18 protein-coding genes and 1 pseudogene are annotated in these 19,145 nt (G+C 60.9%); 8 read left to right on the forward strand and 11 right to left on the reverse strand.

Annotation, left to right across the window (positions count from 1 at the left end; all coding sequences use genetic code 11):
* Position 1: 1 nt before the first annotated feature.
* The gene (locus ABWL43_RS16545) at positions 2 to 1,312 is read right to left on the reverse strand and encodes a sugar ABC transporter substrate-binding protein (protein ID WP_369302057.1); all 1,311 of its coding nucleotides are present in this window, start codon (positions 1,310 to 1,312) and stop codon (positions 2 to 4) included.
* A gap of 210 nt (positions 1,313 to 1,522) precedes the next feature.
* Here ABWL43_RS16545 and ABWL43_RS16550 point away from each other — a divergent pair, with 210 nt between their 5' ends.
* From ABWL43_RS16550 to ABWL43_RS16560, 3 genes are all read left to right on the forward strand, one after another.
* Positions 1,523 to 2,461 carry a helix-turn-helix domain-containing protein gene (locus ABWL43_RS16550; protein WP_404483150.1) on the forward strand — a complete coding sequence of 313 codons (939 nt, stop codon included), beginning with the start codon at positions 1,523 to 1,525 and terminating at the stop codon, positions 2,459 to 2,461.
* 154 nt (positions 2,462 to 2,615) lie between these two features.
* Positions 2,616 to 3,563, forward strand: a complete 948-nt coding sequence (locus ABWL43_RS16555) for a nucleoside-specific channel-forming protein Tsx (protein WP_145166099.1) — start codon at positions 2,616 to 2,618, stop codon at positions 3,561 to 3,563.
* Positions 3,564 to 3,577: 14 nt separating this feature from the next.
* Positions 3,578 to 4,603 carry a purine-nucleoside phosphorylase gene (locus ABWL43_RS16560; RefSeq protein WP_404483151.1) on the forward strand — a complete coding sequence of 342 codons (1,026 nt, stop codon included), beginning with the start codon at positions 3,578 to 3,580 and terminating at the stop codon, positions 4,601 to 4,603.
* Positions 4,604 to 4,732: 129 nt separating this feature from the next.
* On the opposite strand, the gene ABWL43_RS16565 is transcribed toward ABWL43_RS16560, so the two are convergent.
* The 4 genes and pseudogenes from ABWL43_RS16565 to ABWL43_RS16580 all read right to left on the reverse strand — a co-directional run bounded on the left by ABWL43_RS16565 (position 4,733) and on the right by ABWL43_RS16580 (position 7,651).
* Complete coding sequence (locus ABWL43_RS16565) at positions 4,733 to 5,068, reverse strand: DUF6124 family protein (RefSeq protein ID WP_404483152.1); 336 nt, start codon at positions 5,066 to 5,068, stop codon at positions 4,733 to 4,735.
* 565 nt (positions 5,069 to 5,633) lie between these two features.
* Positions 5,634 to 6,593 (reverse strand): zinc-binding alcohol dehydrogenase family protein, encoded by a 960-nt coding sequence (locus ABWL43_RS16570; protein WP_404483154.1) that lies wholly within the window; start codon positions 6,591 to 6,593, stop codon positions 5,634 to 5,636.
* Positions 6,594 to 6,623: 30 nt separating this feature from the next.
* Complete coding sequence (locus ABWL43_RS16575; protein WP_145166095.1) at positions 6,624 to 6,797, reverse strand: DUF1427 family protein; 174 nt, start codon at positions 6,795 to 6,797, stop codon at positions 6,624 to 6,626.
* Positions 6,798 to 6,866: 69 nt separating this feature from the next.
* Positions 6,867 to 7,651, reverse strand: a pseudogene (locus tag ABWL43_RS16580) (AraC family transcriptional regulator).
* Positions 7,652 to 7,770: 119 nt separating this feature from the next.
* On the opposite strand from ABWL43_RS16580, the gene ABWL43_RS16585 reads away from it, so the two are divergent.
* On the forward strand, positions 7,771 to 8,043 hold the full coding sequence (locus ABWL43_RS16585; protein ID WP_404483156.1) for a hypothetical protein: 273 nt from the start codon (positions 7,771 to 7,773) through the stop codon (positions 8,041 to 8,043).
* Positions 8,044 to 8,079: 36 nt separating this feature from the next.
* On the opposite strand, the gene ABWL43_RS16590 is transcribed toward ABWL43_RS16585, so the two are convergent.
* From ABWL43_RS16590 to ABWL43_RS16600, 3 genes are all read right to left on the reverse strand, one after another.
* Complete coding sequence (locus ABWL43_RS16590) at positions 8,080 to 8,250, reverse strand: metallothionein (RefSeq protein WP_145166092.1); 171 nt, start codon at positions 8,248 to 8,250, stop codon at positions 8,080 to 8,082.
* A gap of 87 nt (positions 8,251 to 8,337) precedes the next feature.
* Positions 8,338 to 8,793 carry a DMT family transporter gene (locus ABWL43_RS16595; RefSeq protein WP_145166091.1) on the reverse strand — a complete coding sequence of 152 codons (456 nt, stop codon included), beginning with the start codon at positions 8,791 to 8,793 and terminating at the stop codon, positions 8,338 to 8,340.
* Positions 8,794 to 8,797: 4 nt separating this feature from the next.
* The gene (locus tag ABWL43_RS16600; RefSeq protein ID WP_145166090.1) at positions 8,798 to 9,286 is read right to left on the reverse strand and encodes a DMT family transporter; all 489 of its coding nucleotides are present in this window, start codon (positions 9,284 to 9,286) and stop codon (positions 8,798 to 8,800) included.
* A 117-nt stretch (positions 9,287 to 9,403) separates the two neighbouring features.
* Here ABWL43_RS16600 and ABWL43_RS16605 point away from each other — a divergent pair, with 117 nt between their 5' ends.
* The gene (locus ABWL43_RS16605; protein ID WP_106579626.1) at positions 9,404 to 10,336 is read left to right on the forward strand and encodes a LysR family transcriptional regulator; all 933 of its coding nucleotides are present in this window, start codon (positions 9,404 to 9,406) and stop codon (positions 10,334 to 10,336) included.
* A gap of 395 nt (positions 10,337 to 10,731) precedes the next feature.
* On the opposite strand, the gene ABWL43_RS16610 is transcribed toward ABWL43_RS16605, so the two are convergent.
* The 3 genes from ABWL43_RS16610 to ABWL43_RS16620 all read right to left on the reverse strand — a co-directional run bounded on the left by ABWL43_RS16610 (position 10,732) and on the right by ABWL43_RS16620 (position 14,516).
* Positions 10,732 to 12,051: an Nramp family divalent metal transporter gene (locus ABWL43_RS16610; protein WP_177018251.1), complete on the reverse strand. Its 1,320-nt coding sequence runs from the start codon at positions 12,049 to 12,051 to the stop codon at positions 10,732 to 10,734.
* A 41-nt stretch (positions 12,052 to 12,092) separates the two neighbouring features.
* Entirely contained in the window at positions 12,093 to 13,646 is a 1,554-nt protein-coding gene (locus ABWL43_RS16615) for a DUF726 domain-containing protein (RefSeq protein ID WP_404483158.1), read from the reverse strand.
* 87 nt (positions 13,647 to 13,733) lie between these two features.
* A complete protein-coding gene (locus tag ABWL43_RS16620; RefSeq protein WP_404483159.1) occupies positions 13,734 to 14,516 on the reverse strand; it encodes a helix-turn-helix domain-containing protein in 783 nt (260 codons plus the stop codon).
* A 99-nt stretch (positions 14,517 to 14,615) separates the two neighbouring features.
* On the opposite strand from ABWL43_RS16620, the gene ABWL43_RS16625 reads away from it, so the two are divergent.
* The 3 genes from ABWL43_RS16625 to ABWL43_RS16635 all read left to right on the forward strand — a co-directional run bounded on the left by ABWL43_RS16625 (position 14,616) and on the right by ABWL43_RS16635 (position 18,475).
* Positions 14,616 to 15,482, forward strand: coding sequence for an EamA family transporter (locus ABWL43_RS16625; protein ID WP_404483160.1), 867 nt, complete (start codon positions 14,616 to 14,618; stop codon positions 15,480 to 15,482).
* A gap of 553 nt (positions 15,483 to 16,035) precedes the next feature.
* Positions 16,036 to 17,844 carry a monovalent cation:proton antiporter-2 (CPA2) family protein gene (locus ABWL43_RS16630; RefSeq protein ID WP_404483161.1) on the forward strand — a complete coding sequence of 603 codons (1,809 nt, stop codon included), beginning with the start codon at positions 16,036 to 16,038 and terminating at the stop codon, positions 17,842 to 17,844.
* Positions 17,845 to 17,917: 73 nt separating this feature from the next.
* On the forward strand, positions 17,918 to 18,475 hold the full coding sequence (locus ABWL43_RS16635; protein ID WP_124417768.1) for a hypothetical protein: 558 nt from the start codon (positions 17,918 to 17,920) through the stop codon (positions 18,473 to 18,475).
* Positions 18,476 to 19,145 lie beyond the last annotated feature (670 nt).

The raw sequence follows: 19,145 nt of genomic DNA on the forward strand, positions 1-19,145 counted from the left end.
ATTATTTCGGGTAGCCGGCGCGTTTCATCTCGCGCTCGGTGGTGGACTGAGCGTCGAGCAGCGCCTGATCAACCGTCATGCCGCCGGTAAGCGCCGCCGAAAACAACTTGCCGACGGAGGTGCCAATGGCCTGGAACTCAGGAATGGTCACGTACTGAATGCCCACGTACGGCACCGGCTTGGCCGAGGGGTGCGCGGGGTCGGCGTGCTTCATCATTTCCAGGGTCACCTGGGCAAACGGCGCGGCCTTCAGGTAAGCCTCGCTGTAGGTGGACTGGCGGGTACCCGGCGGCACGTTGGTGATGCCTTCTTTGTCGGCGACCAGTTGGATGTAGTCCTTGGACGTTGCCCAGGTGATGAAGGCCTTGGCAGCGTCTTTGTGCTTGGAGGTCGCCGGGATCGCCAGGGACCAGGCGTACAGCCAGGAAGAGCCTTTGTCGGTGACCTCGGTGGGTGCCGCAGCAAAACCTACGTCGTCGGCGACTTTGCTTTGGCTTTTGTCGGTGGTGAAGGAGCCGGCGACGCTGGCGTCCACCCAGATCGCGCACTTGCCGCTGTTGAACAACGCCAGGGTTTCATTGAAGCCATTGCTGGAAACACCGGGCGGGCCGTAATTTTTCAGGGTGTTGACGTAATAGTTGGCGGCGGCGGTCCACTCGGGGCTGGTCAGTTCCGGCTTCCACTGTTCGTCGAACCAGCGCGCGCCGAAGGCGTTGGCCATGGTGCTCAGCAGCGCGATGTTCTCGCCCCAGCCGGCCTTGCCGCGCAGGCACATGCCGTATTGGCCTTTGTCTTTGGCCGTGAGTTGGGCGGCGAACTCACCCAGCTGGGTCCAGGTGGGATGCGCGGGCATGCTCAGCCCGGCTTGCTTGAACAGGTCGGTGCGGTAGTAGGTCACGGTGCTTTCGCCGTAGAACGGCAAGGCGTACAGGGTGTTATTGACCGACAGGCCCTGGCGCACCGACGGGAAAATATCCTCGGCGTCGTAGTCAGCCGGCAGTTGGGTCAGGGGTTCCAGCCAGTGCTTGGCGCCCCATAACGGCGTCTCGTAGGTGCCGATGGTCAGCACGTCGAACTGACCGCCCTGGGTGGCGATATCGGTGGTGAGGCGCTGGCGCAGCACGTTTTCTTCCAGTACCACCCAGTTGAGCTTGATGTCCGGGTGCTGGGCCTCGAAGACCTTGGACAGGCGTTGCATGCGGATCATGTCGCTGTTGTTGACGGTAGCGATGGTGACGGTGTCGGCGGCGTAGCTGGGCAGGGCCAAGGCCAGGCCGGACAGCAGGAAAAGCGCTTGCGGAAGCTTGAACATGGCGGTTTCCACCTGTTGTTTTTTTTGTAGAGCGCCGATTACAGCAGCTTGGCCAGGCCCTCACAAACGCATGGCGAATGCTCGGCTGATACTTTTTTAACCTGGGCTCGCGGATCAAAAAAGTATCAGTGCCAAGCGAAACCGGGGGTAGCGTGCCTGTTATCAACCGGCGTATTTTGCAGAGATTCCATATGTAAAAGAGGCATCAGCATGCCCATCAACCGCGCCAAGCTGTTCGAGCATCGCCCTGCCGAACTGGAAGTCATCCTGCCTGAGCCGGACCACTGCTTCCGCTGGTTCGAACACGATTACCCGTATGACCTGGCGCGCTGGAACCACCACCCCGAGTTCGAAATTCACCTGATCCGCCAGGGCAGCGGCAAGTTGGTGGCCGGCGACTATATCGGCGCGTTCAGTGCCGGGCATGTCGCGCTGATCGGTCCGGACTTGCCCCACGACTGGATCGGCGAGCTGGCCCCCGGCGAATACCTGACCGGGCGCGACGTGGTGCTGCAGTTCGACGGCGCCGCCCTCCTCGCCCTGCGCAAAACCCTGCCGGAACTTGGCGACTTGCAGCCGCTGTTCGAACACGCCCGCCGCGGCCTGCAATTCAGCGGCGACACCGCCGTGCACGCCGCGCGCTTGCTCGAAGACATCGGCAAGGCCCACGGCCTGCAACGGCTGATCCTGTTCCTGCAACTGCTCGACACCCTGAAAAACGCCCCGACGCCAAACGTGCAGGTGCTGGCCAGCCCCTGCTACGCTCCCACCCTGGATGCGCGCAGTGCCGAGCGCATCAACAAAGCCTTCGATTACCTGATGACGGAACTGACCGGCGACCTGCGCCTGTCCGTCATCGCGCAACGCCTGGACATGAGCGAGCCGGGCTTCTCGCGCTTCTTCAAGCGCAACACCGGTCACGGGTTTATCGACCTGATGCGCAAATTCCGCGTGCAGCGCGCCTGCCGGCTGTTGCTGCAAAGCGACATGTCGGTGGCGGATATCTGTTTTGAAGTGGGCTACGCCAACCTGTCCAACTTCAACCGGCATTTTCGGATCGAGATGCACCAGACGCCGAGTGAGTATCGGCGGGAGGCGGCGATGCATTTGTTTAACCGCATCGAGAAAATGACACCCAGTCATTTTTGATCAAACCGTCGATTAATTCCGGTTTTTTCCCTTTTATTCAAGCCATTGAGCAAAGTTGGTACAGCCTGTGCAAACGTTTGCGGAACGAACTTGGTAGGCAAGTTCTCCTTAACCCGAGGAATCGGGTCTAACCGCGTACGAATAGGGATTTTCAATGCACCCCACCTCAAGGCGTCCTGCTTCCTTTGGTGTTTCCTTGCTACTGGCCGCCGTTACGGGAGTACTCAGCGCACCCATTTTGGCGCAGGAAAAACCCGCCGATGATTCAGCACAGGGCGAAACCCTGGCTCCGGAAGCCAGCCCAACGAAAAAAGGCGCGTACCTGTCGGAATGGTTCAACCAGGACCTGACGCTGATCGGCAGCAAAGACATCAGCTTCGGCCCCAAGCCGCAAGATGACGTGTACCTGGAATACGAGTACTTCGGTCGTAAAGGCCCGTTCGAGTTGTACGGCTATATCGACGTGCCGAAAATTCTCGGTATCGGTAACAGTAATGACAAAGGCGCGTGGGACCATGGCTCGCCGGTGTTCATGGAGCACGAGCCGCGCATCTCCATCGACTACCTGGCGGGGCGCAGCCTGGCCATCGGGCCGTTCAAGGAATGGTACGTGGCGTTTGACTGGATCTACGACCATGGCAGTAACAAAGCGAACCGCGCCAACACCCTCTACAGCGGCTTGGGCACCGACATCGACACGCACTCGCGGGTCAACCTGTCGGCCAACTTCTATGGGCGTTACCAGTGGGAAAACTATGGGGCGAGCAATGAATACCAGTGGGACGGCTACCGCGCGCAAATGAAGTACATCGTGCCCATCAGCAAGTTCGACAACGGCGCGTCGCTGACCTACATCGGCTTTACCAACTACGACTTCGGCTCGGACCTGCACAAGGACAACCCGGCACGCACCGCCAATTCCGTGGTGGCCACCAACGTGCTGCTGTACTCGTTCACCCACCTGCGTTTCACCCTGGTCGGCCGTTACTTTCACAACGGCGGCAACTGGGAGGACGGCAGCGAGCTGAACTTCGGCGAAGGCAACTTCCGCGCCCGCTCGGATGGCTGGGGCTACTACGCCGGTGTCGGCTACCAATTCTGATCAAGGAGTATTAGATGAACGCATTAACCCGTCTTTCGCTGGCCGTCGGCCTGGCTGTGTTGCCCCACGTGGTGCTCGCGGACACCGCGCCGATCAAGCCCAAAGTGATGCTGATCACCATGTTCGCCCCCGAGGCGCAAACCTGGATCGATCGCCTGGAACTCAAGCAGGAAGTGCGCGTGCCCGGCCTCTCGGCCGAATACCCGGTGATCCGCTGCAACACTCAGGACGTGTGCCTGTTGGTGACTGGCATGGGCCAGACCAACGCTGCCGCCTCGACCCTTGCCCTGGCCCTGTCACCCAAGTTCGACCTGCGCCAGAGCTATTTCCTGATTGCCGGGATTGCCGGCATCAGCCCCAAGCACGGCACCATCGGCACCGCCGCCTGGGCGCATTACCTGGTGGAGTTCGGCACCCAGTGGGAAATCGATTCGCGCGATGCGCCTAAAGACTGGCCGACCGGTTACATCGGCATCAACACCAAAGGCCCCAACGAGAAACCGCCGCTGGACTACAAGACCGAAGTGTTCGAGCTCAACCCCAAGCTGCAAGCCAAGGCATTTGCCCTGTCGCACAAGGTTGAGCTGAGCGAAAGCAAGGAATCCAGCGCCTGGCGCAAACACTACCCGGCCGCCCCGGCCAACCAGCCGCCGCAAGTCACCCAGTGTGACACCCTGGCGGGCAACACCTGGTTCTCCGGCACCCGCCTGAGCGAGCGTGCCGAAGTCTGGACCAAGCTGCTCACCGACAACAAAGGCGAGTACTGCACCACCCAGCAGGAAGACAACTCCACCTATGAAGCCCTGCTGCGCGCCAGTCGCGAAGGGTTGGTGGATATCCAGCGCCTGGCGGTGGTGCGTGCCGGGTCCGATTTCGACCGGCCGTACCCTGGCTACAGCGAAGTGGACAATTTGCTGAAATACGCCGATCAAGGCGGGTTCGTGCCGGCGTTGGAGAACCTGTATCGCACCGGCAATCCGCTGGTTCAAGCGATCCTGAAAAACTGGTCCGCCTGGGAAAAAGGCGTCCCCGAAGCCTGATACAAATCAAACTGTGGGAGCGGGCTTGCCCGCGAAAGCGGTGTTCCAGTCAACCTTTCTGTGACTGACCCACCGCATTCGCGAGCAAGCCCGCTCCCACATTTTTGACTGCGTTAAGGCTCGCGATCGTTAACTCGCCGGATGGGCCACATTCAGCGCCTTATCCACCAACAACTGCACCCCTTCCAGCATTCGGCAGATGCCCAGCGCGACATTACGTTGCGACCCTTCGATTTCAAACGCCATATGGTTGGCAATCTGGCTGATGGACGCCAAATCCTGGGAAGCATTGACCAGCAAGGTTTCCGTGCCCAGGTCGGCGCGCACGGTGAAAAGCCCGTCGGTGGGTTCGGGGATGGGTTTTGCGGGGTTGAGGTAGTGGTTGATCGCGCGGTAGGCCACTTCGTGCAGGGTGCTGGTATCGAAGTCGGGTTGGCCGGGTGGATTTGGGCTGTCTTTGATCATGGTGGAACTCCTGGTAGTGGAGCTGCCATCACTCGCGGTCAAACGAAGTGGGGTGGCAGCTGAACGCGGGTTGACCGACCGGAACCAGGGATCCGGCATACCCGAAGGTATCCCGCGCACAACTGCCGCGACACGATACATCAAGCGTAGAAAAAACGCCTGATATAGGTCTTGGGTGCTGTAGCGCACTGGTTTAGTCGGACGGTCAAATCCGGTCGCTGAATGGTCAGCGACGGCAGTGAGGTTAGTCAGCGCCCTTCCGAGCGACAACCTGAAACCCTTGTGGGAAACGTCCGAACCAAACCCGTTCCCAAAGCCTGATGAAGATCAAACTGTGGGAGCGGGCTTGCCCGCGATGGCGGTGTGTCAGTCAGCTTATTTGTCACTGGCCCACCGCATTCGCGAGCAAGCCCGCTCCCACATTTGGAGCTCAGCACATCAGGTAAATGTGTGTACTCGGTCAAATGTGGGAGCTGGCTTGCCTGCGATGCAGACAACTCGGTACATCAGCCATAACCAGTTGATGCCATCGCAGGCAAGCCAGCTCCCACCTTTTATCAGCGCATTAAGGCAGGAAGATGATCTTGTCCGCACTGCCCGTGTTCACTTCTTCGTAGCACTGCACGCCATCCGCCAACGCCACTTCGCGCAAGCCGGTAGGCAGCGGCAACGACCCTTCATCAAAGAAGCGCCCGAACTGCTCCAGCATCACCGCGCACTGCTCGCAGTTGTAGAGCAATGAGTTGATTCCCACCACCGAACCGCCTTTGCGATACAACGCCAGGGCCGGCAGTTGCACATGCCCATCCACCGGCGCGGCGATGATTGCGATACGGCCGAACGGCGCCAAACCAGCGACAGCCGCCGGCAACCAGAAACCGGTGGTGTCGAAGATCACATCCGCGCCGCTCTTGAACACCGTGTTGACCTGCGCGCCCAACTCTTCCGGCTGGCCCAGCGTAATCGCGTCAAACCCTTGAGCCTGCAGCACCTCAACCTGATCTGCCTTGCGCACCGCCCCCAGTACCTGCGCCCCCCGGATCTTCGCCAACGCCAACGCCGCGCTGCCCACGGCGCCATTGGCACCAATCACCAACAACCGCGAGCCTTTGGCCACACCGCTACGCTCCAGCGCATCCCATGCGGTGGTGTACGGCACGCCCAGGCTGGCGGCTTGGGCAAAACTCAAGTGGCTCGGCTTATGCGCCACGCCCTTGGCCGACACGGTGAGGTATTGAGCGTGAGAGCCATCGGCGAAAAAGCCCAGGTCGCGCCCGGTGCCCCAGACCTCTTGGCCGACCAGTGCCTGCGGCCCCTCGACCACAACTCCGGCAAAATCCCGGCCGGGAATCCGCGGCACCGTGGTGTAGGGAAAACGGCCGAGCACGTTTTTAACATCGCTGGGGTTCAGGCCGGCAGCCTTGATCTGGACCAGTACTTCACCGGCGGCCGGCACCGGCTTGGCGACGTCAACGAAACCCAGGGCGGCGAGGTCGCCGGTGGCGGAAAATTGCAGTGCTTTCATGGCCAATATCCATCGAAGGGAAAAAGGAAATCAGGACAACCAACCGCTGACCCACTCGCGCCCCATGGGCCAGAGTTTCTCGCCGAGCAACATGCCCATCAGGCCCACCAGGGCAATGGCAGGCGGCGCGGGTGAGCGGAAGTCCAGGGCGCCGTAGATCACGCCGACAAACAGGCCGATGGCGAGGGAAATCAGGTAGTTCATGGGGGCGGCGCCTTGTAGGTTGATGCGCTCAGTGTAGTGAGCGCCTGCCTGAAGCATCGGCCAAGTGCTTCAGGATTTCGGCCAACCCCTCAACCTGCGTAGTGCGACGGCGCCACGCCGAGTTCACGGCGGAACATGTCGCTGAAGCTGCTCGGCGAATAGCCCAAAGACCGCGCAATGCCACTCACCGACTGGCCCTGGATCAACTCCGCCACCGCCGTGGCCAGTTGCACCTGGCGGCGCCATTCGGCAAAGCCCATGCCCAGGTGGTTCTGGAACAGCCGCGCCAGGGTGCGCACACTGGCCCCGGCCGCCTCGGCGTGTTGCTCGAACGGGATCTCCAGCGACGGCGCCGCCATCACCGCCTTGCAGGCGTTGATCAAGCGACGGTCGGCGCCCACCGGCATGGCGATGCGGATCTGCGAACGACGGGCCCGCTGCAATTCCAGCAGGGCCAGGCCGACGACGGCGTCGTAGTAGGCCGTATCGCCGTTGTCGCCCTGGTCGACCAAGGTGACGATCAGCTCGCGCAACAGCCCGCCGACTTCAATCACCTGCACCTGGCTGTCCAGCGTCGCCGCCAAGGCCGGGCGCAGGTAGATATTGCGCATCTGCAGGTCGGAGACCACGCGGATGCCATGTTCCACGCCCGGCGGCAGCCACACCGCGCGCTGGGGCGGCACAACCAGCGCTTCGCGAGGCGTTTCGACCCACATCACGCCGCTCATGGCGTAGAGCAACTGGCCCCAGTCGTGGCTGTGCGGTTCTACATACAACCCACGCGGGTAGGTGCGCGCCAGGGGTTGCACGGGCACGGCGTGATCACTGAGGTCGGGGGGCGCGGCCAGGGCCATGGGCTACACATCATCAAGGGTGAGCCGCCATGGTAATGACCGCCGCGCCACAATCCGAGTGAATTTTTACTGCCCGCAACGATCACTTGCTTACACATTGAGAGTAGGGAGCTCTAACAATGGACGGATCAGAACCGGTCAATGGCAAGGCGCGCATTGACTACACTCAGGACACATTATTCGGCCCGATGGCCAAGCATGCCGAGTGCCAAGTGAGTGTTCAGCGCACACCGGAACGCACCGTGTTGCGGGTGTTCCAGCCGCTGCCGGAGGATCTGCACGCGGCGCAAACCATGGTGTTTGCGCTGGAGGGGCGGCGGATCAGTGCGGTGGTCAAAGGTCGTCAGCGCATGGCCGACCACAGCGTCAGGTTCGAACTCAACCCCCAATAAAAAGAGGCCGGTAACACCGGCCTCTCGCTGACACCCTTAGCCGTGAGCCGACTTGGCGCACTCACAGCCCGTTGGCGCCATACACGGCTCACCATGGGCATGGTGCTCGGCACAGCCTTGGCAGCAATAGCCTTTACCGTCCTTCATTACCGCGTCGGCGCCCAGTACACATTTGCAGTGTGGGCAAGCACAGGTTTCATCTGGCATGGTCAGACTCCTTTTCATGGTCGTCCAAGTGCTGCGAACGCAACACCTTAAGCAATGACTCCCGGCAACGCAGCAAGGTTCAGCCCATTAATCGGCTTGACGGGTATTGCTGCGGTACATGAATACCAGCGCCAGCGCCAGACAGAGCATCGCCACGATACGGCTGCCCGACAGTTCGATCGCCGGGTTACCCAGCCAGCCGAAGTTGTCGATCAGCATGCCCATGCCCAACTGCCCGACGATCACCGCCACCGTCGCCACCGCCGTGCCGACGATGGGCACCGCGCCGACCATTACCATCATGTACACCACACCGAACAGCGCGCCGGTCAGTTGCCACTTGGGCACCTCGAGCAGGCTGACGGACTGGGCCGGCTCAAAAAAGAAGATCAACAGCGCCGTGGTGATTGCGCCCACCGCAAAGGTCAGCAGACTGCTGCGCAATACGCCCACCGCCTGGCCCAGGCGGCCGTTGATGGCCGCTTGCACACTCAGTACCGCACCGGCGGCAATCACCAGTACCAACAACAGAATCAGATTCATCGCCTTACCCTCGTGCAATCAGAACAAGTGCCGCCACAATCAGCGCCAACGCAATCCAGCGCTCACCGTTGACCCGCTTGCGCGCCGTGCCAAACCAGCCGAAATGGTCGATCAACACACTCTTGCCCACCTGGCCCGAGAGGATCGCGATCATGGTCATGGCAATGCCGATATGCGGCGTGGCCAACGTCAGCACCACCACGTACATCGGCCCCAGGAAGCCGCCGATCAACTGCCAGCGTGGCAGGTCGGTCAGCGCCGGGCCTGTCTGCGGGCCGCTGAACAGCAGCAGCAAAAACAGGATCGCCGTGCCCACGCCGAAGATGCTCAAGGTCGCCCACAAGTGGCCCACCTGTACGCCCAGCGGCCCGAGCAACCCAGCCTCCACCGACAGGCCCATGCCCGCCAAAATCACCAGCGGCAATAACAGCAGCCGTAGAAGGTTTTTCTTCGGCGTGGCCTGGGCCACACCCTCGATTGAACGAGCCTGCATACATCACCTGCGTTTCAAGAAATGAACATGGCGCGCATTATCCGGTGGCCGTGCTGTGCGATAAATGGGAGCATGCGGATAACACCTTTGCGTATTACGCACAGCCTGGAGGCCATGATGCAGGGCTTGAATGAATTGAGTTTCAAGGCATTGCGCCTGTTTGTTGCGGTGCTGGACCACGGCAGTTTTTCCGAAGTAGCGCGCCGCGAAAGCCTGGCGCCCTCCTCTATTTCCCGGCAGATCCAGTTGATGGAGCAGGCACTCGGCCAACAGTTGCTGTACCGCCACACCCGTGCCGTCAGCCCCACCGAGGCCGGGCGCCTGCTCGGGCACCACGCGCGGTTGATGCTGGAACAACTGGAAACCGCCGGCCAAGCGTTGCAGGAACAGGAAAGCGAACCCAGCGGCCTGGTACGCATCAACGCGCCGATGGTGTTCGGCCAGCGTCATCTTTCGCCGTGGCTGGGCGAGCTGTGCCGGCGCTATCCCAAATTGCAACTGGATATCCAGCAAACCGACACCTACGTCGACCCGCTGCAAGACGGCACCGACCTGCTGTTTCGGATCGGCGTGCTCAACGATTCCGGCATGCAGGCACGCATCTTTGCGCCGCAGCGCTTTCGTATCGCCGCCAGCCCCGCCTACCTGGCCCGGCATGGCACACCGCGCCACCCCGATGAGCTGGTCAACCACCAGTGCCTGGCCTACAAGGGCATCACCGGCCAGCAACGCTGGTTTTTCCGCCGCGACCAGGGCGACTGGACGTCCTACAGCGTCAAAGGCCCGATCACCGGCAACCACGCCGACACCCTCACCCACGCCGCCGAACAAGGCCTGGGGCTGGTGGTGTTTCCGTCCTGGCTGATCGGCGAAGGCTTGCGCGCCGGCACCTTGCAGGCGGTGCTGACCGAGTACGACGTGGCGACGACGTTGGAGCCGCAGCAGATTGCGGCGTTATGGCCCGGCAGCCGCCGGCTGTCGCTGAAGGTGCGCACGGTGATTGATTATTTTGTCGAGTGTTTTGGCGCGGTGCCGTATTGGGATCGGTGAGCTGGCTCGGGGTTAGGAGGTAAAAATTCCTCGGCGAAAAAGTAGGCTCGTTCTGATTTTTGCGGGCCACCATTCCCCGGCACAGTATGTTGCGCCAGACTCTGGTCACTTCCGTACAGGAGAGACACCATGAAGTCACCGCGCACCGCAATCCCTGTCTCGTCGGACCAGGCCAGCGCCGATCTTTCAAAGCGGTTTCATCAAGCCAGTACCGGCCAAACCATCATTATTACCGAGGATGGATGTGCCCTTGCCCGGCCTGCGCCAGCCGGGCAATTTCACGGGAAGCGAATCGGTTCCATGAGAGGAAACTGGTTATTCCGGACGACCTGGATGCGCCACTGCCTGACGAGTTGCTGAACGCGTTTGAGGCAGGCTTATGAACAGAACTCTGATCAAAACAACCACTGCCCAATCAACCACGCATTCGCCCCACTGATCAGCGCAAACAGAAACCACGCCAATAGCCGCGTGGGCAGCCTGTTAACAAACGGCCCCATCAATTGCTTGTCATCGGTCATGCGAATCAGCGGATAAAGCGCGAACGGCAACTGCAGGCTGAGCACCACCTGGCTCAGAATCAGCAGTTTGCCGATAGCATCGTCGCCCATCAGCCATACCCCGAGAAATGCCGGGATCAGTGCCAAGCCACGGGTGATCAGGCGTCGCTGCCAGCAAGGGATACGCAGGTTGAGATAACCCTCCATGATCACTTGCCCAGCGATCGTGCCGGTAAACGTCGAGCTTTGCCCGGAGGCCAGCAACGCGACACCAAACAGGATACTGGCGAACGCGCCGCCCACCAGTGGGTCAAGCAGGTGGTAAGCATCCTGGATCTCGACCACGTCGGTGTGGCCGGTCTTGTAGAACGCGGCGGCGGCCAGCACCAGGATCGCCGCATTTACCAGCAAGGCCAGGGCCAGGGAGCCGATGGTGTCGATGCGTGCCAGTTTCACCGCGTCCTGTTTGCTGGCGAGGTCTTTGCCGATCAGGCGGGTTTGCACAATCGAGGTGTGCAGGTAGAGGTTATGCGGCATGACCGTGGCGCCGAGTATGCCGATGGCCAGGTACAACGGCGCCGCATCGCTGATGGCCGACAGTGACGGAGTAAAACCGCTCAGTACGTCGGGCCAGTAGGGTTTGATCAGCACCAGTTCGATAAAGAAGCACACGCCGATGGTTGCAACCAACGCCAGCATGATCGCCTCGAGGCGGCGGAAGCCCCGGTTTTGCAGGGCAAGGATCAACAGTGTGTCGAAGGCGGTGATGACAATACCGGTGGTCAGCGACACACCCAGCAGCAAGTGAAACGCCAGGGCGCAGCCAAGCACTTCGGCAAGGTCGGTGGCGATGATCGAGATTTCCGCCAGCAGCCACTGGGTGCGTGCCGAGCGTTTGCTGTAGCGCTCACGGCACAGTTGCGCCAAGTCCTTGCCGGTGGCGATGCCCAACCGCGAACACAGGCACTGCACCGCCATGCCGGCCAGGCTGGCCAACAGCACCACGAATAACAGGCTGTAGCCGTAGCGTGAACCGGCCTCGATGGCCGTGGCCCAGTTGCCGGGGTCCATGTAGCCAATGGAGATCAGCAGACCGGGGCCGGCGAACATCAGCGCCCGTTTGAAAAACGAAGCCTTGGGGTCAACGATGACGGAGCCGGCCACTTCCGGCGGGCAGAATGGGGCGGTAGCGATTTTCGGCAGGCTGAATTTCACGCGGTATCCCAGGCAAACACACAAGTCAGAGCCGCAGCTTATCAGTCCGACACGACCGTGCGCATCACCGTCTCCCGGGGCAGGTCAAAGGTGTCGACCACTTGCACCACCAGGTCCAGCTCCTGGTTCAGCGCCTCGCGTTCCATGCGCTGGCGAATCATGCCGATCATCAACACCGACAAGGTGGTAATCGAGTACGCCGGGCCGGAGAACGCCCGCACACCCGTGACGAGCAACATTGCCGCCGCCAATGCCTGGCCCACCACCGGAATCGCCGAGGCGGCGCCACGGCGCACGATAAAACCGGTAAACCCCGCCAACGCCGTGCCGCTCAAGGCGGTGGTGGCCGAACGGCTGATATCGATACGGTTGAACACGCCCTGCTCTTTTTGCGCGGCGGCCTTGAGCTCGGCGTCGAAGGCTTGGCGGTCGGCGCGGCTGAGTTTGTCCTTGTATTGCTCGATCAACCTCTCAGCAACCAGCGCCTCGATGTCCGCCAGTGCCACGGTTTCAACCGGTTCATCGAACTTGATCCCCAACCGCTGCGCCACATCTTCGGCGATCTGGCGGTAACTCACGCCGTGGCCACGGGCAACGTTCATAAAGCTGTCACCGCCCATGCGTTGCAACTCGATGGCCAGCTTCAGCGGTTCGCGCACGCTGGCATCAATCGACGCACTGCGTTTTTGCGCCATCAACTCGGCGAGGAACTTCAACTCGTCCGGCCGCGCCTGCACCAACGCGGGGAACAGTTCCCCGTCCTCTTCGGCAAAGCGCACTTCAGTGCTGCGCTGATCGGCGCGGATCATGCCGCGCCGTTCCTGCAACAGGTCGGTGTATTGCACCACGGTTTTCAGCTGCGGCCAGTAGGCGGCATGGTCGAACGTCGCCAGGTGCACATTGGTGACCTTGGCCTTGAGCGCCGGCGTGACCTCAATGGCATAACGGCCAATGCAACGTTCGGTGTCCGGTTTCATGGCCAGCGCCCAGTCCTTGCTGGAGTGGCAATTGATCACCCGGCCCTTGAGCGGCGCCGATACTTCATCCCACGGGCTCGACGTACAAATCGCCCCGCCCATCAGCAATAAGTTGTTCAGCGGCAGTTCGCGAGCCACCTCGGGGCTGGCCAGCACGCTCTTGACCAGGATGCGCGCGCCCAGCGAATGCCCGATCAGGTTGATGCGCCGTACCTCCAGCGACTCGGCGTGCAGGTAACTGGCCAGTTCAGGCAACAGGGTCTTGGCCACTTCATCGACACGCGCCTCGACACTTTTGTAATGGTCGAGGAAATAGGCAATCGCCTTGCCCACGCCCACCGTCGCTGCACCCAGGCCGCCACCGCCGAGCATCGAGGTGATCACATCCTTGAAGGGCGCAAACAGGTTTTCGAGAAAATGCCCCGCCGGCCAGAACAGCATCAGGTTGGTCGAGCCTTCGATGCTCGCCAGCTGCTGCTTGAAATTGCCCAGTTGCTGGCGGTTGAAGAAGGCCGAATAACCGTGAACGTAGAGATTGAGCACATCCCCCTGAGGCTCGCCGCACAGTACAAACGTGGGCTTGCGGGTGCGGTGCATTTCATCCCACTGGTGTTGCATGGGCCGGTGACTCCTGGTGACGATGGACGGCGATAGTAACAAAGCATGACGCTGGGGAAGGTGAATCCTGACCGACGTGTGCCGTTTTCAGAACGCTGACGCCGCCCTGGATTTGGCCAGGTAGCGCGCGGGCGCCTCTCCCAGGTTTCGGCGGAACACCGCGGTAAAGGCGCTGGAACTGCTGAAACCCAACCCCAACGCCACCTCGGTAATGGAGGCGCCATGACTGAGCCGCGCAGTGGCTTCAAGCAGGCAGACCTGCTGACGCCAGGCCACAAACGTCATGCCGGTGCCTTCGTGAAAATGGCGGGTGAAGGTGCGTCGGCTCATGTTCGACCAATGGGCCATCTGATCGAGGGAGATGGTCTGCGCAGGAGCCTGCAGAAAACGCTGGCAAGCCTGGGCCAGACGTGGCTCGGCAGGCAACGGCGCGCTGAGGGGCACTTCGGGCATGGCGCTTATTTCATCGATCAGCAGCGTCAATACGCACTGCTGACGGACCGTGGTCGCCGCCGACGGTGCGATAGCCAGTGCCGCTTCCAACAGATGCCTGAGCAACGGCGACACCTCGAATACCTGACAACGATCCCGCAGCCCTGCCCGTTCGGCCGCCTGATCATCGAGGTAGGTATTGAGCATCACCACATCGCCGCGCATGTGCATTTCATGGGGCACCCCGCCCGGCACCCAGATCGCCCGCTGCGGCGGCACCACCCAATTGCCGAGGTCGGTGAACATCCTCAACGCACCGGTGGAGGCATAGGCAAATTGCCCGCGCGGGTGTGTATGCCGCGTGAACACGGTGCCAGAGGGGTATTCACGCAGGGTGACCAGCGCTTCGGGGTCGTTGTCATCAAAGGTCGGCAGCATGGCCCGATATTGTCAAAGGATGACCTGACAAAGCAAGCGGGCCATCGCCCTGCGCCCTAGCATTCACGCCTTTGAAGAAATCTGTTCAAAGGAACGTCCATGCAGAAGAAACACCTCGCGCTTGCCCTGTTGGTCACCTTGGTCTGGGGGCTGAATTTTCCCATTACCAAACTGGGCCTGCGCTCAATCGACCCTTTTGCGCTCACCGGCATCCGCTTTGCCCTGGCCGCCCTGCCGCTGGTGTTCATTATCAAGCGGCCCGTCGTCCCATTCCGTTACGTGGCCGCTTACGGCGTGATCTTCGGGCTGGGCATGTGGGGCGTGATCAACTACGGCATCCACATCGGCGTCAGCCCGGGGATCGCCTCGCTGATCATTCAACTCAGCGTGTTTTTCACGCTCGGCTGGGGCTACCTGCTGTTCAAGGAAAAAATCCGTGCTGCACAGTGGGTCGGCGCTTTTCTCGCGTTGATCGGCCTGGCGGGAATCATCGCCAGCCAGACCGGCGAGCACGCGGTACTCGGGGTTTTGTTCATTGTGTTCAGTGCCCTGGCATGGAGTATCGGCAACGTCATCATCAAGGCATCAGGGGTGAAGGAAATCTTTTCGTTCATGGTATGGGCCAGCCTGTTTCCGCCGATCCCACTGTTCCTCATGGCGTGGTGGCTGCACGGCAACGCCGCCTTCGCTCACCTGCCCGAGCGCCTTGACCTGACCGTCGTGTTGTCGATCCTGTTTCAGGTTTACCTGGCGACACACTTTGCCTACTGGGGTTGGAACTCCCTGCTCAAGGCCTACCCCGTATCGACCGTGGCGCCGCTGTCGCTGTTGATTCCGGTATTTGGAATTGCCAGTTCAGTGCTGATGCTGGACGAGCACGTGTCCCTACCCAACCTGATCGCGATCGCTGTGATTATTGCCGGCTTGGCAGTCGGGCTTTACCGCAAGCCCCCAAGGCGATGCTGATATCCGGGAACCTTGCGCAGCTCGTGCAGCGGCATTTGTTGCAGATGCTGGCGGAACAGGCGCTTATTTCCAGATAGCCCCCCCTCGTGGCGAGCGGGCTTGCCCCGCGTTGGGTTGCGAAGCAGCCCCATCAAGGAAAATGCGGTGTGTCAGACGTACCGCAGCGGCTGGCTTTGGGGCTGCTGCGCAACCCAGCGCGGGGCAAGCCCGCTCGCCACAAAGAGCGTGCAGCAGCAAGTCTTCTGTCCACGTCCAACTCCTTCGTGGTCCAAGCCTTCATCCATGAATGCGCAAAAGCCCAACGCTATTGACCCACACGCATCGAATTCGAAATACCTGACCGTGGTGACAACTGATTTAGTTTGTCGAAACGGCAGTAGCCCTACAGAAAAGTCATTGAATTAAATGGTATTAATACTTTCGTAAGCGCCCGGTAAGAACGGGACTACGGCCAACACCCATTGCCTGTCGCATCAAAAATACAAGTTTCAAAATGTAAAAAGGCGCTCTAATGGCGCCCTGTTGATTGGCTTTAAAGATCCTGGAGTTCGCAATGCCCCATGAAGGCAACCTGTTACAAGCAGCCGTGGTGTTCCTGCTCGCCGCCGTGCTGACCGTGCCGTTGGCCAAGCGTCTGCAACTGGGCGCAGTGCTGGGTTATCTGTTCGCGGGGGTGATCATCGGCCCCTCTGTGCTGGGCCTGATCGGCAACCCGCAAAGCGTGGCGCAGTTCTCTGAATTGGGCGTGGTGTTGCTGCTGTTCATCATCGGTCTGGAGCTGTCGCCCAAGCGTTTATGGGTGATGCGCAAGGCGGTGTTCGGCGTTGGCCTGGCCCAAGTGTTGCTGACCGGGCTGGTGATGGCGGTGGTGGCGTTGTGGCTATTTGGCCAAGCCTGGAACAGTGCGATTGTGCTGGGCCTGGGCCTGGCGCTGTCCTCCACCGCGTTTGGGCTGCAAAGCCTGGCCGAACGCAAAGAGCTGAATCAGCCGCACGGGCGCCTGGCGTTTGCGATTCTGTTGTTCCAGGACATCGCCGCGATCCCACTGATCGCGATGGTGCCCCTGCTGGCCGGCAGTGATCACCCGACCACTGAAGCCCAGGGCTTGCAACACGTGTTGCAGATACTCGGCAGCATCGCCGTGGTGATCATCGGCGGACGCTACCTGCTGCGTCCGGTGTTTCGCATTGTCGCCAAGACCGGCCTGCGCGAAGTGTCCACCGCCACCGCGCTGCTGGTGGTGATCGGCACGGCCTGGTTGATGGAGCTGGTGGGCGTGTCGATGGCCCTCGGCGCCTTCCTCGCCGGGCTGCTGCTGGCGGACTCCGAATACCGCCACGAACTCGAAGCGCAGATCGAACCGTTCAAAGGCCTGTTGCTCGGCCTGTTTTTCATCAGTGTGGGCATGGGCGCCAACCTCAGCCTGCTGCTCAGTTCGCCGCTGGTGGTGATCGGCCTGACGCTGCTGTTGATCGGCTTGAAGCTGCCGCTGCTGTATGCGGTGGGCCGGATGGTCGGCGACCTCAATCGCGAGAGCGCGCTGCGCCTGGGCGTGGTGCTGGCCGCCGGCGGTGAGTTTGCCTTTGTGGTGTTCAAGATCGGGCGCGACCAGAGCCTGTTCGAACCTCACCTCTACGATGTGCTGGTGCTGACCATCACGCTGTCCATGGCCGTGACGCCGCTGCTGCTGTTGGTGTGCCCAAAGCTGTTCAAGCCCAAGGTCAAGCCGGTGGAAGTGCCGGAGGAATACCGCGCCATCGAAAGCGATGCGCCGCGTGTGGTGATTGCCGGCATGGGCCGTATGGGCCAGATCGTGGCGCGGATTCTGCGTGCGCAAAACATCTCGTTTATCGCCCTCGACACCTCGGTAGAAACCATCGAACTGACCCGCAGTTTCGGCGGTATGCCGGTGTTCTACGGCGACCCGCAGCGCCCGGAAATCCTGCACGCGGCCAAGGTCGATCAGGCCGAGTTCTTCGTGATTGCCATGGACGACCCGGAGATCAACATCAAGACCGCCGAACTGGTGCGCAACCTCTACCCGCACATGAAAATCATCGCCCGTGCACGTAACCGCCAACACGTCCACCGCCTGGTCGACCTGGACGCGTCACCGGTGCGCGAGACGTTTTACTCCAGCCTGGAAATGAGCCGCCGCACCCTGGTGGGTCTCGGGTTGAGCCAGGCCCAGGCCGATGCGCGCATCACCCGTTTCAAAAACCACGACCTGCAGGTGCTCGCTGCGCAACACGCGGTATATGACGATGCCGCCAAGGTCATGCAAACCGCCCAGGAAGCGCGTACGGAGCTGGCGCGGCTGTTTGAGATGGACCGGCTTGAGGAAGAGTCCGACAAAGTGTGAGGACAGGGATGAACGATCTGGCGAGTTTTCTGACAGAATACGCCGCAATTTCGTTCATCAACTGGAGCGCTTCATGGCCACTTTCACCAAGACCGCCGTGCTGCTGGCCCTGGCGCTTACCGCCGGCGGCGTGTTCGCAGCAACCAAGCCAACTGCTACACAAACCATCTCGACGCTGGGTGGCAAGTTCACCTTCAACTTGCCCAAGGCCTATGTCGCCGACACGCTGCCGACCGGCAAGGTTGAGGACGGCACCGCCGACACCCAAGGCACGCTGTACGCCAACTCGACCACGAAAAGTGTGGTGATCGTGGCTGAAACGGTGCGCAACGATGGGGCCACAATTAAAGACAATGACCCGCAGTTTCTGGATGGCGCCGTGGCTGATTTCGTCAAGGACCAGAGCGCTGCCCTGCCTGATTTCAAGAAGCAGAACGAGAAGAAACTGACCTTCAAAGGTCTTGGCCTGCGTCAGGTCGACAGCACGGCCACCCAGGGTGGCGGCAAGACTTTGAACTCGACATTCCTGGGTGGTTCGGGCAATCACTTGCTGGTGATTCAGGCGATTTCGCGGGCGGATGATGTGAAGGGGCATGCGGAGTTGGTGAAGCAGATTACTGGGGGTAAGTAGTCTGGTTTTGCGGGTGATGGGGGGACGGGGTACATATCCGTTATATGGGTGATGGCTGATATCGGTTCCGCTCTTACAGCGGGTCACTTTTGAAAAGCGCAAAAGTAACCAAAACGCTCTTGCCCCACCACTCGGCACCTCGCCCAGGCTCGGTGTGCCCTCACGCAGGCATTACTCCGCGGGCCGCCGCGACGGGCCGTCCCTGCCCCGTCGCGGCTAAACCGGCGTCCTGCCGGTTTACCCGCTCCGTACTACCTGCGTTCGGCCAGCGTGGTTTAACGGGGCGCCTAAGATCAAGATCAAAAGCACGGCGGCCTAATAGCCGACCTGAGTGGTTAGATCAAAAGCGGAAGCGAGGCGGCCTGACAGCCGACCTGATTCTGGAAGCTGAACTCAATCAAATGTGGGAGCTGGCTTGCCTGCGATAGCATCAACTGGGTGTCACTGATAGACCGAGGTGTCTGCATCGCAGGCAAGCCAGCTCCCACAGAAAAGCAAAGCAATGCGGTGCTGGCAGTTGAACTCGGTCAAATTGTGGGAGCGGGCTTGCTCGCGAAAGCGCCGGGTCAGTGACACATGAGCTGACTGAACCACCGCCTTCGCGGGCAAGCCCGCTCCCACAGAAAAGCCATTAGTGCAGCAACGGACAGGCACTCAAGCTACCAAACGA

The organism is Pseudomonas sp. HT11 (genome assembly GCF_044875395.1).
In the GTDB taxonomy this organism is placed as follows: Bacteria; Pseudomonadota; Gammaproteobacteria; order Pseudomonadales; family Pseudomonadaceae; genus Aquipseudomonas.